The sequence below is a fragment of the Parasphingopyxis sp. CP4 genome (assembly GCF_013378055.1).
Taxonomy (GTDB): domain Bacteria; phylum Pseudomonadota; class Alphaproteobacteria; order Sphingomonadales; family Sphingomonadaceae; genus Parasphingopyxis.
Genome location: NZ_CP051130.1, coordinates 1,818,457 through 1,836,550, shown reverse-complemented (window position 1 = coordinate 1,836,550; position 18,094 = coordinate 1,818,457). Strand labels below are relative to the sequence as shown.

The following is an 18,094-nucleotide window of genomic DNA, read 5'->3' as shown; positions in this document are numbered from 1 at the left end:
TCTGGTATCTACCCGAATCGATTTATTAGGTAGCCAAACCTAAAAATAGGTATTATATCCTAATTTGCAATCCCGTTATGTGATTGGGCTCGCATGACAGGTGAAAGAAGGGATTGGATGAAGCAACGTTCTGCCACTGCTGACCGGATCTTGGACGCCAGCCGCAATCTGTTCAACGCGAAGGGCTATGCGGCAACATCGGTGACGGAAATCGCTGCATCGCTGGGGATTTCCCAAGGCAATCTCACCTATCATTTTCCGACCAAGCGCGATCTCGCGCTGGCGCTGGAGGATGACATATTGGCGATAATGCGGGAGCATCGCGCGAACCAAAAGCGTGGTTCACTGGCTGAAGATTATATCGATCATGTGACCTTCGGGATAGAACTGACCTGGCGCTTCCGCTTCCTCATGCGCGATCGGATCCACTATTCGGATTCGCCAATCGGGCAGCGCCCGGATTCAGAGCTCAATACCGATTTCCAGGGGCTGGTCGCACTGCTCAGTCGGATCCGCGACGCGGATCTGTTCTTGCGGGGCCAAGGCGAGGACCTGGAAACGCTCGGCCGATCGCTGTGGATCGTCAGCCGCTTCTGGATCGATTATCTGCGCGAGCTTGAAGGCCTGACCCAGATCAGCTGGGCCGATCAGACGCGCGGAATACGGCAGCATCTCTCCATTCTTCTACCCCGCCTGAAGGCTTCGGCCAGGCACGATTTCGAAGCGGCGCTGGAGCAGCGTCAGCAATAACATGTCGCATCGATGGTTGTGCATTCCTGCCGTGCAAGCGGACCGATCAGCGATCGTCGCGTTGCACCGATGATTGCAGGGCTTTGGCCATTTTGAGCAGGCCATCAAAGTCAAACGGTGGAGGGTTCTTACGTTCAAAAAGCATGGCGATATCAAACAGGGGGCGAATCCTTTGCAACTGGCAATCCAATGACTGCCAATCGATTTCAATCTCACGATCGTCGGATGCGGTTGCCGCCAACACCACAAGTTGCTGGTACAATTCGGCAACAAATGGTGGAACCATTATCGAACGCGCCAACTCTGCTGCGCTTGAATCATGTCGCCGTAACCGCTGGTCCAGAAAATCATCGCGATACTCGTCGATGGCGCTCGGCCGACCAGGGTCGGGGGACAGGTCAAGCCAGTCGGCGATGCGTTGCAGTTCGGTTTCTGGCGAAGACAGCATTTGCTGATATCCGACGCAGAGCTGGTGATGATCTTGGGTCCAGCGGATCGCGTCTATCATGTGCTTCGCCCATAGGAGTACGCCACGAACCAGATGAAATCCATCGCGATTATGTAGCGATTGCGCACATTCCAGCGGGTTGCGCACCCCAATAATGAAATGCGGTTCTGCCGCAATCTGATCACAGACCTGCAACCAAAAAGGCAGGAAAACTGCCGTCCGCGGGTCCTTGAAGGCAAATGATTGGCAATTCTCAAACTTTGAGGTGAGGAGGATTGCAGCCTTGGTCCTAAGATCGGCAAACTGTTCGCCAGTCCGCAATGCGGTCTCGTCGATCCAACTCAGATGGTGCCATTTCGCACCAATCTCGCCGAGTAATGCTTCGTTGATTGCGTTGAGATCGAGATCTTCGAAAAATCCCTTGCTGTTGTTGTTCTCGGCGGGCGGCATCAGATTGTCACCCAGGTCGATGCCCAGGGCCTGCACGCCGCATGTAATGATGCTGCTACCCGTTCGGTGCATGCCAATCACGAGGATAAGATCTTTGGTCGGCATCAGATTTCTCTCGCGTTTGCTCCATCGGCACCCGCGAACCCAATCAGCTGGGCTGCATATCCTGCATGGGATGCAATTTCACCGACAAGGCGTTCCAAAGCGTGTGCGAGCGTCCGATCTTGCTGACCTTGCTCCTCGGGGAAATCACCGGGTCCGATATCGGAATTGATCAAAGGTAATAAGGCGTCGCGGCGGGCCCAGAACATCGATCCTGCGGGAAAGGGAATAAGAGACTCTTCGCACACTTCAAATCCCATGCGCCGCGCAGCCGCCGCTGCCATCTCGCCGTTCTGGCCCCAATGGATATGCCGGACGATCGGTGGGAAATATTCCGGAAATACAAGCCCGATATCACCATCGGAGTTGAGCATATGGAGGATGCCGGCGACGGCGTCAGGGGTTGCGAAAAGCTTTCCCAGCAGATCGCTGCGCCAACCTTTCAGCCGTGCCGCATGGATGCTTTTCTTGGAATGAGCATGGCAGACAATGTCGTAGTCAGGCCCGGCTCGTCTGAGTACTGTGATGAAGGGAAGAATGTCGCGCCCCTGGTTCGGCACTCGCAGGACAGTCACTGAATCAACCTGCGTCGACCGCTTTGCCAGTGCTGATTTGACCGTTTCGTTTAACCGATCATCGACAATCGTGACGACGAGATCAAATTGCATAGGGATCGAGCACAGGCATTCGATCAGCTCATCGACAAGATCTTCATAATAAATATGAAAATGGACAAGGATTTTGGAATTCGGACGCACATTGCCCGCAAGTGAAGGATGCTGGCGAAGCGGACTTTCCATCACCATCCCGCTCTCTCGGAGCTTGGAAATCAGCATGTCCTCTTGATCAGCTTTAAAACCGGTAATCCTGAAGCGTTGGGGAGCAGACGGATCGGGATTTGAAGACTGCATTGAACCCTTTCCAATTTCGCCAAAGCCAGCATAGCGGACACGACACAGTCAAAGCTGCAATCTGCCTATTAAGAGTAACTGCCCAGAATTGAAATGATGCACCATGTGCGGGGCAGGCTATTATCCCGCCAATCAGCGTAGCGCGCAGACAACCTACCCATCAGCCACTTCCTTCTCGCGCTTTCGAGCCAGGAAGATATCGACCGTGCGCCGAAACACATTTTGCATCTCCCTGGCCTTCGCCTCGAGGTCCGTGCGTCCATTTATATTGTCGATTTGATCGGCGAGAAAGGCGGTGCGTTTATCGATATCATCTGCCCAGACAGCCAATAGCTGCACAATTACAACGAATTCCCGATGTGCTGGTGGCGTGGGGAACATATTGGACATGTCCCTGTCCCCATTACGGCATACGAGTACAGGAACATTGCTGCGTATCGCGAGCTTTGCGGTTGTGCCGCTTCCGCCGACCCCTGGCAAAGCAAAGAAGGCGAACGCTCCTTCGAAAATATCTTCAAGTTCAACCATCCCGCTCACGGTGATCCGGTCCGCGAACGTCTTGCGAAATCCGGGTGCCAAAGCCGACCAGACGGCATCAATGTCTTGGGCCCCAATCAGGTGCCATCGAAATTCGGGGTACGTCGCAAAGAGATCTGACAAGGCATCCCAGTCATCGGCGCCCAAGGCGAGCAATCCTCTTTCCAGTTTGTCATTTGCATAGCCCGTGAGCAGCAATTTGGTGCCATCGTCTGGCGGGACGAACACCATGCGCTCGGGCACGATTGGAAATTTGGCCAAGGGACGCAAAAAATGCATTTCGCGATCATGGTGATCGCGATTTGCCGGGGTAATCAACAGGTCCGTGTCCGGAACCCTGGAAACAGCCGCGGTGCCAACGGTTGCCAGAATAGGCCGTTGTTCAAACATGGCTTTGCTGCAGAACCGGCATTGATGGGTAGGCACAGTGCCTTCGTAGCGAATCACCAGTTGCCCGATTAGGGTACGGAGTATGTCGGCCTCCGGTGCGACGGTGATATGAATTTTGCGATCCATGGATTCATGATGGGCCGTCGACGACGCAAAACCGTCCAGCGCGGATTCCAACGCCGCAGAAATTGGAGCGTGGTGTTGCCGTTCGTTGGAGGAATTCCAAAATCCAGGACGAAGCTCTGCGGTTATCACAAGATCGATTCGATCCACGCTTGGCATCCAGGCGAGAAAGCTGGCGAAAATGGCGATGGCATCAGCATGGGCCCCGCCGCCTGGATGTTGGAACAAGATCGTTACATGGCGAACATCATACGGATCTGTTTCGAGAGGAGCCAATTCAAGCGGTCTGGCGGACAATAGCTGCGTATATGTCTCGATTACAGTGTCCGGAATGTTGCGAATATTCTGAGCTGAAATCAGCTTGGCAAATAGCGCTCGCAACCTGACGAGCTCCGAAATCGGCAGCTCCCGCAAATTGATATCTTGGAGACTGTGATGGAGGATCACCGCTGATCGCGATTTCCGCAGCTCCTTGAAATCCAACCCCGATTGCATTCACGTCCCCCAAGTCGCTCAATCAAGACATTGATCGAGGTGGATATTGCTACGGATATCCCTGCAGTCCGTCCACAAGCTGTCGAAAGATTCTGAATTGCAGGGCCATTGGGACGCGCTGCGCGACAAACTGACCTGGGTCACATTGCCTCATGCTGACCGCGCGGCAAATCCCGCTAGAAATTGGACGATGCGCGCAATATTCCAGGGGCCTGGGGTCCCGTATTCATGATCAGGTCGATTGCAGATTGATGCGATAAGAAATCACCATGCGCCTGCTGATAGACTGGATGATCATAGTCCTGGAAGAGGACAGTGATCCCCCGCTGTGCGAACCGCTCCAAATCCATATAGGATTGACCAGCCGGCCCCTGGTATAGCGTTCCTGCACCCTGCAACTGGCAAATTTCGATAAGCCGGTCATTTGGCTCGTCCGGTAAGTCGGGCAGCTCGGACGTGAACCTTATTGGTGTGTCTATCTCCAAGAATCGGCAGATCAGCTTGATAATGCCGTAATTGATATCAACGAGTTTTGTCGACGATCTGTTCAACACTTCGGAGAAATCGGAAAAGAACGGAGCGAAGTGCGGGCATTTGCCATAGCTTTGTTCGATCGTCAGCAGGTGACGCCGCCGCCAATTTTGTCGCTCGTCGACCTCAATTTCATTGATCAGGGTCGACAATGGTGAGCGCTTGACGGGAACCGTCAACCAGACAGAGCCATTCGCCGTTTTCACCCGGTTGCGGTTTCGCCAATCCTGCTTGGTGTACTGGACATCGTCCAACAAGAAAAAGTGATCGGCCCGTGCGATTTGCTTGAAATACCCCAGCCACGGCATGTACACGGGTTGCTGAATGGCGATGAACTGTGCGCCTAAGGACATAGGTGGATGCCTGCCTCCTGGCGCACGCGTATCTTCAGTTTTGCCCGATTCGTCGTCAATGTGCAGGCAATTTTCACGAGACCGCAAAGCGCTTCAGTCGGGGTAATTCGGATCGATCAACATTATCAGCCACGACATAGCGTCGGCCAAAGGTTGAAGCCTTCGAAACATATACTGCGGCAAACATGGTGCGTTCATTTCTGGTGCTGAAACCGCCGCGATGGATCGCATTTGTGTCTGCAAAGATGACGGTTCCCGCTTTCCCGGTCACGGTTATTATCTCATCCTCAGACACAGCATTCCCGACTTCTTCATCGCCTGGATAAAAGCCGAATGGCGGGGTTTGGGGAAACAAAGATTTGCGTGTGCCGCGATCGTGGCTGCCACGCACATATTGAAATGGTCCGTCAGACGGCTCTTTGACCCCGTTGACATAGATGAACATCTTGAAAATTCGGCGGTCATCGGGATCCCGGTGCCAGCATTGGGAGGCCTTACGCTCGGCATCGGGAGCTTGTCTGAAATTGGATTGCAGTGAAAAGCGAACGAATTTGGCGGCTGAGCCCAAATGTGCTCCGCCAATGTTCAGGACAGGATCCGACAGAAATTCCGCGATTCCGGGTTCACTAAGGTCGATCTCCGGTTTGGTGCCACCTCCGCCGAACAGAAAGCGGATAAACGCCGCTTTCTCAAAACCGCTTTCCGTTGGCGCATTGTCATAGGCTTCCCGTTGGCTGGCCGCGAACGCTTGGATACGGGCTAGTGCGCCCTGGCCCGGGAACAATTCTTCAAGCGACGAAAGAGCGATACCGTCGCGTGCGAGATCATCGACAATTCTGAGTTCGGCCGTCTCCAAGTTAGGATTGGCCGCTTCCCAAACCCGACGCGAATCCTTGTTAAGGGTCTCGCTCCAAAAGGGTTCCGTCTGACGACGGCGATACCATTCCATTAACAGTGCGTGCTTGTTTTCGGTGGAGAGATCGAGCTGCCTGATCTCTCTCGGCGTCGATTTCGCCATAATGTCGAAATCCCTCAAGATTGTATCAATTTGCTCGCCATCCATTTGAGATGTCTCCAATGCCGTTTGTTCGCTGTTAGGCTCGATCGTAGAACTTCCCGATCTCGCCGACCACGATCTCAACGTCACATAAGCCATAGAATATCGGGAGTCGAAGCAACCGATCCGCCTCGGAATAGGTGTGATCCAACGCCCCTGATACGCGGCCCAGCCGTTCTCCGGCATTGGATGAATCTAACGGTACATAGTGAAAAACTGCCTGGATACCGTGTGATGCGAGGTGGGCAATCAGCCCGTCTCGTTTCTCTCTGTCGCGTGCCTTTATCCAAAAAATTTGACCATTGTTGCGACCATTTTCGGGAGGGGTCATGAGCTCGATCAACTCGCGATTTGCGAGCGGTGTGAGCAGGCGATGATAGCTTTGCCAAACGTCACGTCTGTCCGCGAGAATGTTATCCGATTCCTGAAGCTGGCCGAACAGGAATGCCGCTCTGAGATTGTCGAGTGCGTATGAGGAACCGATGTCGCGCCAGCTATATTTGTCGACCTGATTGCGGACGAACCTGCGTTGGTCGGTTCCCTTTTCAAGGATGACCTCAGCCCGATCAACATAGGTGGGATCATTGATCACCAATGCTCCGCCCTTGCCGCAATGAATAACTTTGGTCTCATGGAAACTCAGGCATCCGAAGGTGCCGGTCGTACCGCATTTCTTACCACGATATTCTGAACCAAAACCATTGGCGGCATCTTCGACCAACGCGATATTGCGATCGGCGGCGAGTGCCGCCAGGCGATCCATGTCGCACGGTGTTCCACCATAATGAATTGGCACGATCGCCTTGGTCGCCGGGGTGATTGCGGCTTCAACGCAGTCCGGATCAACATTCATCGTCACCGGATCAATATCTACAAATACGGGCGTAGCACCGGTTCGCGCAAAGCTGCTCGCAGTGGTTGGGTAGCCGAATGAGGGTGTTATGAACTCATCTCCCGGCTCAAGATCAAGGAGCATCGCCGCCATTTCGAGGGCGGCAGTGCAGGAACCGGTTGGCAACGCCAGCGGGGCATTAAAATGCTCTGTGAGCCAGGCTTCAGATGCTTTGGAAAAACTTCCGCCCGCCCCCAGCTTCTGTGTATCGATCGCTTCGGATACGAATGCGGATTCCGTACCAATGACGCAGGGGCGATTGAAGGGAATGCGTGACAACTGACGCATCGACCCTGCTCGCTGACCTTGCGCTTCAACGTCCATTACATTCCCCCAGTTGCACACTTGCCGAAGATAAATAGTCTAACCAGTCCCAATTCTCTTCATCAACTGCCAATTTCGACCGAGGCCCGGCACTTCGACAATCTCGAACCGGTCGCAGAGATAGCGCCAAACAAGCCGATGTGTGTTGCGGAAGCGCAGTTCATCGCGCCCGTCCAGCGCATGATCTTGGATCAGCGCCCAGGTAACCGCTTGGTCCTCTAGATCAGCGATCACGGATTCCTGTATGGCGTCACCTTCTGGAAAATGCATGAAATCGCTGCGCACTGGGGTTTGCAGATCGAGGATGGGATACATCATCGCTGCCATTGGAGCGACGAAGATGCCATCTTCAGGCTGAAATCTTTCTGCTTGCACCTCAATGATACGCGATATGTTGCCGGCAATCCCCTTTTGAACGCGGACAATGTCTCCGCCCACCTCGATTGGGACAAATTTTTCCGGCTGTTCGAGGCGTACTATCGCCATGTTGAACTGTCGGGTTGTCAGATAGGCGATGGCGATCAGCAGGGCCGCGACCACAACACTGAGGCTGGTTGGTGCGAACCCATATATGGCTGCGAACAGGCCGATCAGAAACGGCTGCATGCATTGGCACAGGTGCGGAAGGTCCGACCGGCTCACCATGTGATGCGTGTAGAATAGACCAACGAGGGTGGCGGCAACCAATAAGTCATTGTCTGGTGCTGACGGATACAAGAAGATCCAGGCGAGCGCCCATAGATAGAAGGCCGGCACCGCAATGAAATGACAACCAATCAGAAACTGGGTGATCTTGTCCGCGACAGACAAGTCCCGATAATCTGTCCGCCACGGAAATGGTGCAGCTAGGGTCAGGTCAATGCCGCCGCGCCGGATAAAGACCAATATTTTGTCGTTCAGATACCGTTTGGCCATGCCGGGAATAAAGACCCACATGAGCAGCATCGGTGAATAGCCGATGATGATCCCGCCGCCGAAAGCCGCCACCAACGGCCAGCTCGGCATGAAATCTCCGCTGATCGTCATCCATCCAAACACGGAAACCATGCCAGCGACAGCATAGGTGCCGTGATTGCGACCGAAAAAACCAGCAAGTCCTACCAGACAGCCGGCAAACAATATGGACCAGAAAGACGGGTCACGAATTACAATCAGCGCGGCCGCAATTGTAAATAACGCGATCGCATGTTCGAACACTTTGTGTCGGGGCAATACCCATGACACTAAAACAATTCCGGCGAGAGCGAGTAGCAACAGATTGGTGGTTACCGACTGCAAAACCCAGAGCGCCGCCCACAATCCGAAAAACTGGAAAATCGCAGCTGAATGGCGGACACCCAGCAATCCCCGGCCAAGCAGCTGCATCCATATCCAGCACCAATAATAGCGGCCAGGATCATATGATTTATAGTCGCGGACCGGGATTTTCCCTTGGGATATCCGGGATATGCCGTTCCAAAGAAACCCCTCATCGCCGAGGTTCAGACCGGTCCTGTACTGGAGCAGATGCGCTATCGCAGTGATGACCAGCGCCAGTGCGAACGCTTCCATTCTGTGGCCCCCTTTGCGAATCTCACCATCAGCTAGCCTCCGTCTCTTGCCGGAAGCGATTGTTCAGTCGCGACTGGGATAGTCATACGGAGCGGGTCGTCGTTGACAAGCAGAGCGTGGGTATGGAGTATTCTTCATCAAGCCGAGGATTGAGATGGCGGGCTTAACCGCGGCGATTTCCCCGGAACAGGGGAATGATGAAGACTATAGCAATCATGCAACCGGTCTATCTTCCCTGGCTCGGCTATTTTGAACAGATGGCACTGGCCGATGAGTTCATGTTTCTCGATGACGTTCAATATACCAAAAATGACTGGCGAAACCGCAATCGGATCCGCACGATTGATGGCTGGATGTGGGTTACTGTTCCAGTGCGCCGGGCATCGCTCAAAAAACATCTGGGCGCGGTAGAGATCAACTATGATCATCAATGGCCCCGGCATCAGCTGCGGGCAATTCGTCGTAACTACGCGCCGACACTGTATTTCGGCGAGTTCTACGGGATGATAGAGGCCGCATATGGGGAGCGACCCAAGCGGCTCGTGGATCTGACCATCCCATTGGTCCGAGCCTTTGCAGATTTTCTTGGAATTAACCCGCCAATCACTCTGTCATCTGCTGTTGCGCGATCATCGAATTCCCGGCTGGAGCGGATCGTCGAACTGTGCCGTGCACGCGGGGCCGGTCGCGTCTACACGGGACCGGCGGCGCAATCCTATATGGACATCGAATTCATGCACGACCATCAGATCGAGATCGCCTACCAGGATTACCAGCACCCGGTTTACCGGCAGCATTTCGAGGGGTTTGAAAGTCATATGTCGATCATTGACTTACTCATGAATTGCGGTCCGAAATCCCGGGATATCCTTCTCTCGTCGCCAAAGCCCAAATGGTTTCCCCGAACCGACTAATGGCCAGCGGAATATTCATAACCGGCATGGCTCGATCGGGTACAACCCTGCTCTGCAGATTGACGGGCGGTGTAAGTGAGACAACGGCCTTCTCTCAGCCTCTGCCACTGCTTCTTGTCCAGGCTATGCGCGATTTTCTGTCATTCGCCGGTATTGCCGACGATCGCCTCGACTATCCGATTACGGATGAACAGTTCGGTCACGCCTTCAATCATGCTCAATTTGAGAGGTTCGTCCAAGACCACCAGATTTCGCGAGAACAGGCTGGTCAGGCGCTCAACGAAATGAAGGGTTATTCTGGCCAGAAATTCAAACCCTCCGATCCCATGGCGGCACTTGATGACTGGCCAGGAGGAAATCTGGCCCAGTTTGTACGCCATTATCTCCACTTCCACACGGCAGCAGATTGCCGATATTTTACATGGAAGGAAGCGATCGCCGAAGCCTTCCTGCCGCATCTGCTCGCTGCGGATTATCGCGCGATACTCATTGTGCGCGACCCCCGCGACGTAGCAGCATCGCTGATGAGTCCGGCATCATTGCCTTTCACCGGAGACCCTCGGCCGCTTCTATGGATTGTGCGCCACTGGCGAAAGTCAGTCGCCTATCTCCACGAATATGCCGCAGATGATCGTGTTTTTATACTGCGCTATGAGGACCTTGTCGCCGACCCTGACGGGATGATGACATCGATCGCCGCTTGGATCGGGACAGAAGTACCGAAAAATTCATCGATCGACGATCTGCTCCGCGGCTGGACCGGAAATTCCTCGCAAGGTCCTGTCACTGGAATCTCAAACCAATTGTCGGGAAGGCACAAAACAGAGCTTTCCGGTGATCAGCGCCAATTGATCGAGGCGCTCTGTGTCTCGGAAATGGCGGCGTTGAGCTATGCCAACGAAACCACATTGGCAGGATCGCAGGACATCATCGCGAATTCCGTCTTGCTTGAATCGGGGACCAGCCGGCCCGAACTTTCCTATTTCAACTTCGATGATCGCCGTAGGGAGGAGGAATTGACGAGATTGAAGATGCTGCAATCGACGACCGAAGCCTCGCAATCCTCCCTCTTCATCTACAATAGCAATCTTGCTGCATTGCGCCGGGCCCTCGGGGTGTGACCGAAATCTGCATTATCACCGCACCACGGGCATCGACGCTGATCTATGGATTGGTTCGCAACGCCCCTCCGGGCCGCTGGCTAGTCCCGGCTAATGTGTGCCCGGCAATCCCCCTTGCCCTGGCGGAAGCAGAGGCGGAGTTCGAGTTTGTCGATATCAATCCCGAGACGCTCTGCCTCGATACGCAGCTTGTGGCCGATCGGATCGCCGACCGGTCTCAGCCTAGCGTGTCGGGAATAATCTATGTCCGCAGCTATGGAATCTCTGGCCCGGCAAGCGATGATCTGGGTGCGCTGCGGGCCGCTCTTGCGCCCAGGGGAATATTGATCGACGATCGCTGCCTGGGCGCACCGGAAACTGATCTTGGTGCGCTAGACTTGTTGGGTGCAGACGCCGCCATCTTTAGTACCGGATATGCCAAGGTTATTGACATTGGCGGCGGTGGTTATGGCGTTGTTGCGCCTCACCTGACCTATAGCGCACCATCCAAGTCTCTATCGGCAAGCGCTTTTGAGGCTGTTGTCAAAGAGTATCAGGCTGCCATGGATCACGGAACGGCAATCTATGTCGCACCCGGCGGCGGCAGCGCACATCGTTGGGTTTCGGGCGGCGCGGGACCCGAATGGACCGACATTCGCGCACGGATCGACGACGCGGCTCCCGGCGTTTTCGCCCATAAGGACACGCTTAATCTGTGTTATCGCAGTCGCCTTACAGCGTTTGGTACATTGCCGGAGGATTCCCTGGCTTGGCGATTTTCTATCCGTGTTGCCAATCCCAAAGCCGTGCTCCGCGCGATATTTGACGCTGGGCTCTTTGCCTCAGATCATTATTATCCGGTGACCAGGCTTTGGGGCGCACCGCCGGCACCGGAAGCCGACCTCCTTCATCAGTCCGTTATCAACCTGTTCAACGATCATCACTTCACGCTATCGCAGGCGGAGCGCACTGCCGACATTGTCGCTCATATCGGAATTCCCAAGGAGCCCGCCTGACATGAATTTCGTGTTTCTCTTTTGCAGTGAGCGATCTGGCAGCAATTTGATCACGTCAATGGCCGGCGCGCACCCCAATATGTGCGGTCCGCCACCCTCTCACTTGTTCCGCTTATTTGGACTCAATGAGGCCAGTTACACGCCGATTGAGCAGGACCGAAACTGGGACGCATTTGTGGCCGACCTGGCGGACGCGACCGCCTATATGATTGGCGAATGGGAGTCTAAGTTTAGCGCCGACCTCCTACGCGACCAGTGCCCCGAACGATCCGTCGCCGCGGCTCTGGAATATCTGTACCGAGCGGAATGTTCATCCAGTCAACATATTGCTTTTGTGAAGGAAAATTACAGCTATTCCATCGCGGATTTCCTCAATGCCAATTGGCCAGATGCAAAATTTGTTCATCAGGTCCGCGATCCTCGAGATGTGGCGGCCAGTTGGGTGCGTACAGCCGAAGCCAAAGGCGGTGTCGAAGAGGCGACCGAGACATGGCTGCGCGATCAGCAAGAAACGATCCGTGTTTTCGAGGAAACCGACGATACACGCAAAGCCTCTTGGCGGTACGAGGACCTTATCTCCAACCCCCAGCACGTCATGGCGAAGCTGTGCAAGCTTGTCGGCCTCAGCTATGATTCTGCCATGCTCAGATTTCATTCCAGCGAGCGCGTCAAACGCAACGCGGAAAGAGTGCCAGCATGGCGCAATCTGTCCAAGCCGGTGCTCGCGACGAATTCCGGCAAATATCGAGCAGTTCTGTCGACGGACGATGTTCGGTACATCGAACTATGCTGCGGAGCATTGATGGATAAATTTGGCTATCAACGAGAAACTGCGGCGGTTGGACCAGATATCAGCGACGCGGAGATCGCCGAACTTCGGCCATCGCTGTCGCGCGGGAGCGCATCGACGCCAACATCGAAGGAACAGGCCGCTATTCGATCAAATCGCCAACAGTTGATTGATCGTGTCATTGGTCGAGCAAAATCGCTGTGACGGCTCCCAATCCGGAATACAGCATTGTCGTACCGGTTTATCAAAGCGGTCCGCAGCTCCGCGATCTGGTAGAGCGTTTGGCGATTGTCTTCGATCAGGTCTTGAATACCAGCCACGAAATCATACTGGTTGACGACGGATCGACCAGCCCGGTCACGCTCGCACTTCTGCCTGAACTTGCCGCCTCGCCTAATGTTTGTGTCGTGCGGCTAACCCGGAATTTCGGGAAGCCGGGTGCGGTGCTTTGCGGCCTGGCCCATAGCAGCGGGGATTGGGTCGTGACGATCGATGACGATCTCCAGCAGCTTCCGGAAGACATTCCCAAACTGGTCGTGCATCGCGACCATGACATGGTAACAGCCACGCACACACGGCATCACAGCGGCGGCGCACGCGAAATCACAAGCAGAATCAAACGATTCTTCGACACCCATTCGCTGGGCTACAGCGTTTCCCTTTCTGCGCTGAAGGTTATCCGCCGACCGATCGTCGATGGCATGCTGAAAATTTCCACCAATAAGCCGTTTATCCCGGCACTCATTCGCGAAATAACCACCGATGTTGTTGCCGTAGAGACGGAGCTGCAGGAATCCGCCTATCCGCGATCTCGCTATACTTTTCGTGCGCGATGGGTTCAGTTCTCAAGCCTGTTGTTCGGAAATTCGGGATTCCTGTTACGCTGTTTTGTCTGGCTTGGCGGTAGCCTGGTGGCGCTCGGGCTGATGCTGGCGATCGGCCTTCTCAGCTTTATGATCCTGGGGCGCGATCCGGGATTTGACGGCGGCTGGTTATCCGCGCTGATCCTGTTTGTCGGCGGTGCGAATATGATGGCGGTTGGCACGACCGGCGAATATCTCATTCGCATAATGGCGATCAGTTCTGGAAAGCCGGCATATGTGGTGCGCGAAACGCTGAATGAATAACGATAGTCGGACCGCAGCAAACCGAGTGGCAGCTAAAGCCCGAGTACCCGTTTTGCGATAATGTTGCGTTGGATTTCGTTGGTGCCGCCATAGATGCTTTGCGCGCGGGTGCCGAAATATGTCGCTACGGCCGGTGCCGCGAAACTCGCATCGCCCGTCCATTCCGGGCTGACGCTGTCCTCAAATTTTCGGATACCATGATCGGCGGCCGCTTCCAGGAACAACGTCGTGATTTCCTGCGCAGCTTCAGTCGCCATGATCTTCAGCGTTGATGCCTCGTTGCCCGGCGCTCCGCCGTCGCGGACCGACACAAGGACGCGCAAAGTCGTGATTTCCAGGGCATCGACATGGATTTCCGCCTGGCTCAACCGCTGCGCAAACAAGGGATCGTCGATGAGGCGCTGGTTACCCCCAGTGGGGATATTCGATGCGATCGCGCGGATGCTCGCAAGCTGTTTGCGCTTGCCGCCGATCCGCGCATAGGAAGTCCGTTCATTGCCGAGCAGATATTGCGAGTAGGTCCAGCCCTTGCCCTCATCGCCAATCCGATTGGTAACCGGCACCCGGACGTCGACAAATTCGCACTGGCTCAGCACATATTTGCCATCGATGGTGATGATCGGTTTTATCGTCACACCGGGCTGATCAATCTTGCAGCAGACGAAACTGATCCCCTGTTGTTTTTTCTCTTCCCGGGACGTGCGCACCAGCAGGAAAATCCAGTCCGCATGTTGAGCGGCGGACGTCCAGATTTTGGTGCCGTTGAGGACATAGTCATCGCCATCGCGAACCGCCGAAAACTGCAATGATGCGAGATCAGAACCCGCTTCCGGTTCGCTATAGCCCTGCGCCCAACCAACCGATCCGTCTCGGATGCCCGGCAACCATTGCGCCTTTTGTTCGTCAGTTCCGAAGGAGTAGATGAGCGGGCCGACATAGACGACACCCATGGGCGTTACGGTTGGGGCTCCGGCGCGCTCCAATTCTTCATCGAAGACATATTGTTCTTCGATCGACCAGCCAGGGCCGCCATATTCAGCCGGCCATGCGCTCGCCAGCCAACCCTTTTCGCCGAGCGCCATTTCCGCGCGGCGCACTTCTGCAGTCGTGAGGCTGGCGCCGGTCGCCACCTTCTCCAAAATATCCTGCGGATAATCCCGCTCGAAATAGGAACGAACTTCGTTTTGGAACGCGTCCAGCGCAGCGGTTTGATCAAGGTTCAACCGATTAGGCTCCTGTCAGTGTGATCCTAGCGTTACAAAATGTCGGGACGATGTGCCAGTGGGTCTCTCGGACGGAAAAGCACCGGATTATGATGTGAGAGGAGATGGGTGCTCGGACTGGCTGGCGGAGCGGGTGGGATTCGAACCCACGATAGGGGGTTACCCTATACACACTTTCCAGGCGTGCGCCTTCGACCACTCGGCCACCGCTCCGCTTGCCCGGCAAGCGGTTGCACCTAGAGCGGCGGCGGCCCCGGCGCAAGGCCACTTTGCCTCATTTTCTGGCATCATGTTGAGAGGCGTGGCAGAAGAGGGGCATGAAACAGCTTCTCCTTCTTGCCGCCGCACCACTCCTTCTTGCCGCCCAGGCCAGCGAGCCCCCGGCAACCCCGGGTGAAATCGTCGCCGCGACCGCGGACGAGGACTGGCGACCGATTGCTGCCGATAATCTCCTCGTGATGACGCTGGGTGACGGATCGGAAGTCTTTATCGAGCTCGCGGCCAGCTTTGCGCCGATCCATGTCGCCAATATCCGGCGCCTTGCGCGCGAAGGCTGGTATGACGGGATCACCATCAATCGCGTGCAGGATAATTATGTCGTCCAATGGGGCGATGCGACGCAAAGCAAAGCCGTACCGATCGGGATCGAGACGGAGCCGCCGGCGGAATATGATTTTGCCATGGGCGATACTTATCTCGCCGCGTTTACGAACGTGCAGGATGGAAATTACGAGCAATATTCCGGCTATCTTGGCGGCTGGCCGGTTGGCCATAGCCCGCGCGAAGATGGCCAGCGCAGTGGCACGCTGGTCCATTGCTACGGCATGGTCGGTGTTGGCCGGGGCAATGATCCGGACACCGGCAATGGGGCGGAGCTTTATACAGTCATCGGCCATGCGCCGCGCCATCTTGATCGCAATATTTCGCTCGTTGGCCGGATCGTGGAAGGTATCGGCGCATTGTCGAGCTTACCGCGCGGAACCGGGCCGTTGGGTTTCTACGAGGAAGAGAGCCAGCGTGTGCCGATCGCATCGATAGCGCTCGCGAGCGCCTTGCCGGAAGCAGAGCAACCGCGTTTCGAGGTGATGCGCACCAATAGCGACGCATTTCGCGCCTATGTCGATGCGCGCGCCAATCGCACCGGCTGGTTCGTCCGGCCCGCCCGCGCGGTGGATGTGTGCAATGTTAACCTGCCGATCCGGCGCGTGCGTGGCGGTTAAGCATCTTTCCGGCGCGAAACGCCGCGGTTAACCATCTATTATTGTTACTTTTGTCTCTATTTCGCCTAGCCCGCAATCTGCGGATTTTCGGATGAAAAGGGCGATTAAGTGGCGGCTGGCGAAACAGTATTGCCCCGTTGGATGCAGGGGAGCTGGGCGGAGCATGCATTGCTGCGCCCATCCACGGCGCGCGATCTCCATCCGGTAGACGATGCAGAAACTCGCATCAGCGAAGATTTTGTTCTTGAGCGGATGGCACCAGACCAACCGCGCACCAGAGGCAAATCCCCGTACACGATCGCCGCTGCCTTTATCGGCATGATTGGCCTGTTGACGCTGAGCGCCGCGAGCCTTGCGGTGCCTGAGCGCGGGGTGACGGTTGCGCTGCCCGAAGCGCGGCCTTTTTCGGAACTGGTTGGCGAAGCGGAGGATGGCTCACAATTGCCGCTCACGCTGACGCCCGCTGAGGAAGCAGCAGTCCGCGCCGCGATCGAGGCCGAACTGGCTGCGCAATCCGGATATGACGGGCCGCGACCACGCGGGATTGCCTTTCCGCAAGCGAGCAGCGCCGATCGCGAACGCGCGCTCCAATGCATGACGCAGGCCATCTACTACGAAGCCGGCAACGAACCCGAGGCCGGGCAACGCGCGGTGGCGCAGGTCGTGCTCAACCGGGTCCGCCATCCCGGCTATGCCAATACGATCTGCGGCGTCGTCTATGAAGGCAGCGAGCGGAGCACCGGCTGCCAGTTCACTTTCACCTGCGATGGAGCGCTGGCGCGGCGTCCGGTGCCCAGCGTCTGGGCGCGATCCCAGCGTTATGCGCGCGAAGCGATTGCCGGGCGTTCCTTTGGCGAGGTCGGCTATGCGACCCATTATCATACGCTCGATGTCTGGCCCTATTGGGGGCGCAGCCTGACCATGACGAACATGATCGGTCGCCACCTGTTTCACCGTCTCCGCGGCACGGCGAGTTCACCAGGTGCCTTTTCGGTTCGCTATTCGGGCCGGGAGCCCGCGCCGCGGCCCTGGCGGCCCAATGCCGAGGAGCAGCAAGCGGACGGTGAGGGAGAACTGCTGATCGAGGATCTGGTGGAGGATAATCTTCCACCCGCGCCGCAGCTGCGTGGTGAACTGGCCGAGGCAGAGGTAGATGCGGTCAGCAACAATCTGCCGACCAGCCAGGTCATCGAAAATGCCTTGCCGGATTCACAGGTCCGTCCCGAACATCGCAACAGTGGACAATGGATTGGCAGCTAGCGCAGCCGCATTTCGTCGCCGCTAATCTCGACCGTACCGACGCGTTCCAGGAATGACTGGCCGAGCAAGGATATCGGGAGATCATTTTCCGCGACCATGGCCGGCACATTGCGGCTATCGACGCTGCCCAGGGCCATACGGTCAATCGTCACACTTTTGAGCGCGATTTCTCCGCCAGCGGTTTGCGCGGTAGCCGTAAACTCGCCACGCCGCGCCTGGATACCCGCCCGCTGCGCATCTTCGCGGGTAAGCACAACGCTGCTCGCGCCGGTATCGATCATCATCCGGCTGGTTGATCCATTGACGCGAACATCAGCGTAGAAATGACCATCAGGCGCGCGCTGTGCGACAAAATCGACCGAACCATTGCCGGCGCGTTCGACCATGCGCTCCTGCTGTGGCGCGATTGTCGCTGAGGCGAGTTCGACCGGTTCGCCAGCAGGTTCGCGCTCAGCGCCGAAAATGGCGTAAGCGAGCATCACCAGTGCTGCTATCGATACAAACTTCTCCATGGCGCCATCATAGCGCGA

The 18,094-nt window shown here is 55.9% G+C and carries 17 protein-coding genes and 1 tRNA gene; 8 read left to right on the top strand and 10 right to left on the bottom strand.

Annotation, left to right across the window (positions count from 1 at the left end; genetic code table 11):
• Positions 1-117: 117 nt before the first annotated feature.
• Positions 118-750, top strand: a complete 633-nt coding sequence (locus HFP51_RS08860) for a TetR/AcrR family transcriptional regulator (protein WP_176875385.1) — start codon at positions 118-120, stop codon at positions 748-750.
• A gap of 46 nt (positions 751-796) precedes the next feature.
• On the opposite strand, the gene HFP51_RS08855 is transcribed toward HFP51_RS08860, so the two are convergent.
• The 7 genes from HFP51_RS08855 to HFP51_RS08825 form a co-directional block, all read right to left on the bottom strand.
• The gene (locus HFP51_RS08855; protein ID WP_176875384.1) at positions 797-1,753 is read right to left on the bottom strand and encodes a sulfotransferase family protein; all 957 of its coding nucleotides are present in this window, start codon (positions 1,751-1,753) and stop codon (positions 797-799) included.
• On the bottom strand, positions 1,753-2,661 hold the full coding sequence (locus HFP51_RS08850; protein WP_176875383.1) for a rhamnan synthesis F family protein: 909 nt from the start codon (positions 2,659-2,661) through the stop codon (positions 1,753-1,755). Before HFP51_RS08850 ends, HFP51_RS08855 begins: the two co-directional genes overlap by 1 nt.
• 153 nt (positions 2,662-2,814) lie before the next feature.
• Positions 2,815-3,861, bottom strand: coding sequence for a hypothetical protein (locus HFP51_RS08845; protein ID WP_176875382.1), 1,047 nt, complete (start codon positions 3,859-3,861; stop codon positions 2,815-2,817).
• Positions 3,862-4,382: 521 nt separating this feature from the next.
• Positions 4,383-5,177 carry a WbqC family protein gene (locus tag HFP51_RS08840; RefSeq protein ID WP_176875381.1) on the bottom strand — a complete coding sequence of 265 codons (795 nt, stop codon included), beginning with the start codon at positions 5,175-5,177 and terminating at the stop codon, positions 4,383-4,385.
• Positions 5,164-6,108, bottom strand: a complete 945-nt coding sequence (locus HFP51_RS08835; protein WP_176875380.1) for a hypothetical protein — start codon at positions 6,106-6,108, stop codon at positions 5,164-5,166. Before HFP51_RS08835 ends, HFP51_RS08840 begins: the two co-directional genes overlap by 14 nt.
• Positions 6,109-6,184: 76 nt before the next feature.
• A complete protein-coding gene (gene rffA, locus HFP51_RS08830; protein ID WP_218135290.1) occupies positions 6,185-7,363 on the bottom strand; it encodes a dTDP-4-amino-4,6-dideoxygalactose transaminase in 1,179 nt (392 codons plus the stop codon).
• 39 nt (positions 7,364-7,402) lie between these two features.
• Positions 7,403-8,914: a hypothetical protein gene (locus HFP51_RS08825; protein ID WP_176875379.1), complete on the bottom strand. Its 1,512-nt coding sequence runs from the start codon at positions 8,912-8,914 to the stop codon at positions 7,403-7,405.
• A gap of 194 nt (positions 8,915-9,108) precedes the next feature.
• Here HFP51_RS08825 and HFP51_RS08820 point away from each other — a divergent pair, with 194 nt between their 5' ends.
• Genes HFP51_RS08820 through HFP51_RS08800 form a run of 5 tightly spaced genes read left to right on the top strand, consistent with a single transcriptional unit; the run spans position 9,109 to position 13,861 of the window.
• On the top strand, positions 9,109-9,828 hold the full coding sequence (locus tag HFP51_RS08820) for a WbqC family protein (protein ID WP_176875378.1): 720 nt from the start codon (positions 9,109-9,111) through the stop codon (positions 9,826-9,828).
• Positions 9,807-10,949 carry a sulfotransferase gene (locus HFP51_RS08815; RefSeq protein WP_370462910.1) on the top strand — a complete coding sequence of 381 codons (1,143 nt, stop codon included), beginning with the start codon at positions 9,807-9,809 and terminating at the stop codon, positions 10,947-10,949. Before HFP51_RS08820 ends, HFP51_RS08815 begins: the two co-directional genes overlap by 22 nt.
• Positions 10,946-11,944 (top strand): DegT/DnrJ/EryC1/StrS family aminotransferase, encoded by a 999-nt coding sequence (locus HFP51_RS08810; protein WP_176875376.1) that lies wholly within the window; start codon positions 10,946-10,948, stop codon positions 11,942-11,944. Before HFP51_RS08815 ends, HFP51_RS08810 begins: the two co-directional genes overlap by 4 nt.
• 1 nt (position 11,945) lies before the next feature.
• Complete coding sequence (locus HFP51_RS08805; RefSeq protein WP_176875375.1) at positions 11,946-12,938, top strand: sulfotransferase; 993 nt, start codon at positions 11,946-11,948, stop codon at positions 12,936-12,938.
• Positions 12,935-13,861 (top strand): glycosyltransferase, encoded by a 927-nt coding sequence (locus HFP51_RS08800; protein WP_176875374.1) that lies wholly within the window; start codon positions 12,935-12,937, stop codon positions 13,859-13,861. Before HFP51_RS08805 ends, HFP51_RS08800 begins: the two co-directional genes overlap by 4 nt.
• Before the next feature lie 32 nt (positions 13,862-13,893).
• Here the strand turns inward: HFP51_RS08800 and HFP51_RS08795 are convergent, their stop codons facing one another.
• Both HFP51_RS08795 and HFP51_RS08790 read right to left on the bottom strand, forming a co-directional pair.
• The gene (locus HFP51_RS08795) at positions 13,894-15,084 is read right to left on the bottom strand and encodes an acyl-CoA dehydrogenase family protein (RefSeq protein WP_176875373.1); all 1,191 of its coding nucleotides are present in this window, start codon (positions 15,082-15,084) and stop codon (positions 13,894-13,896) included.
• A 122-nt stretch (positions 15,085-15,206) separates the two neighbouring features.
• Positions 15,207-15,297: transfer RNA gene (locus HFP51_RS08790), tRNA-Ser, on the bottom strand.
• A 104-nt stretch (positions 15,298-15,401) separates the two neighbouring features.
• On the opposite strand from HFP51_RS08790, the gene HFP51_RS08785 reads away from it, so the two are divergent.
• Both HFP51_RS08785 and HFP51_RS08780 read left to right on the top strand, forming a co-directional pair.
• On the top strand, positions 15,402-16,304 hold the full coding sequence (locus tag HFP51_RS08785; protein ID WP_176875372.1) for a peptidylprolyl isomerase: 903 nt from the start codon (positions 15,402-15,404) through the stop codon (positions 16,302-16,304).
• A 141-nt stretch (positions 16,305-16,445) separates the two neighbouring features.
• Positions 16,446-17,564, top strand: coding sequence for a cell wall hydrolase (locus HFP51_RS08780; RefSeq protein WP_255454616.1), 1,119 nt, complete (start codon positions 16,446-16,448; stop codon positions 17,562-17,564).
• Here the strand turns inward: HFP51_RS08780 and HFP51_RS08775 are convergent.
• A complete protein-coding gene (locus HFP51_RS08775) occupies positions 17,561-18,076 on the bottom strand; it encodes a TIGR02281 family clan AA aspartic protease (protein WP_176875371.1) in 516 nt (171 codons plus the stop codon). The genes HFP51_RS08780 and HFP51_RS08775 overlap by 4 nt on opposite strands.
• Positions 18,077-18,094: the final 18 nt, after the last annotated feature.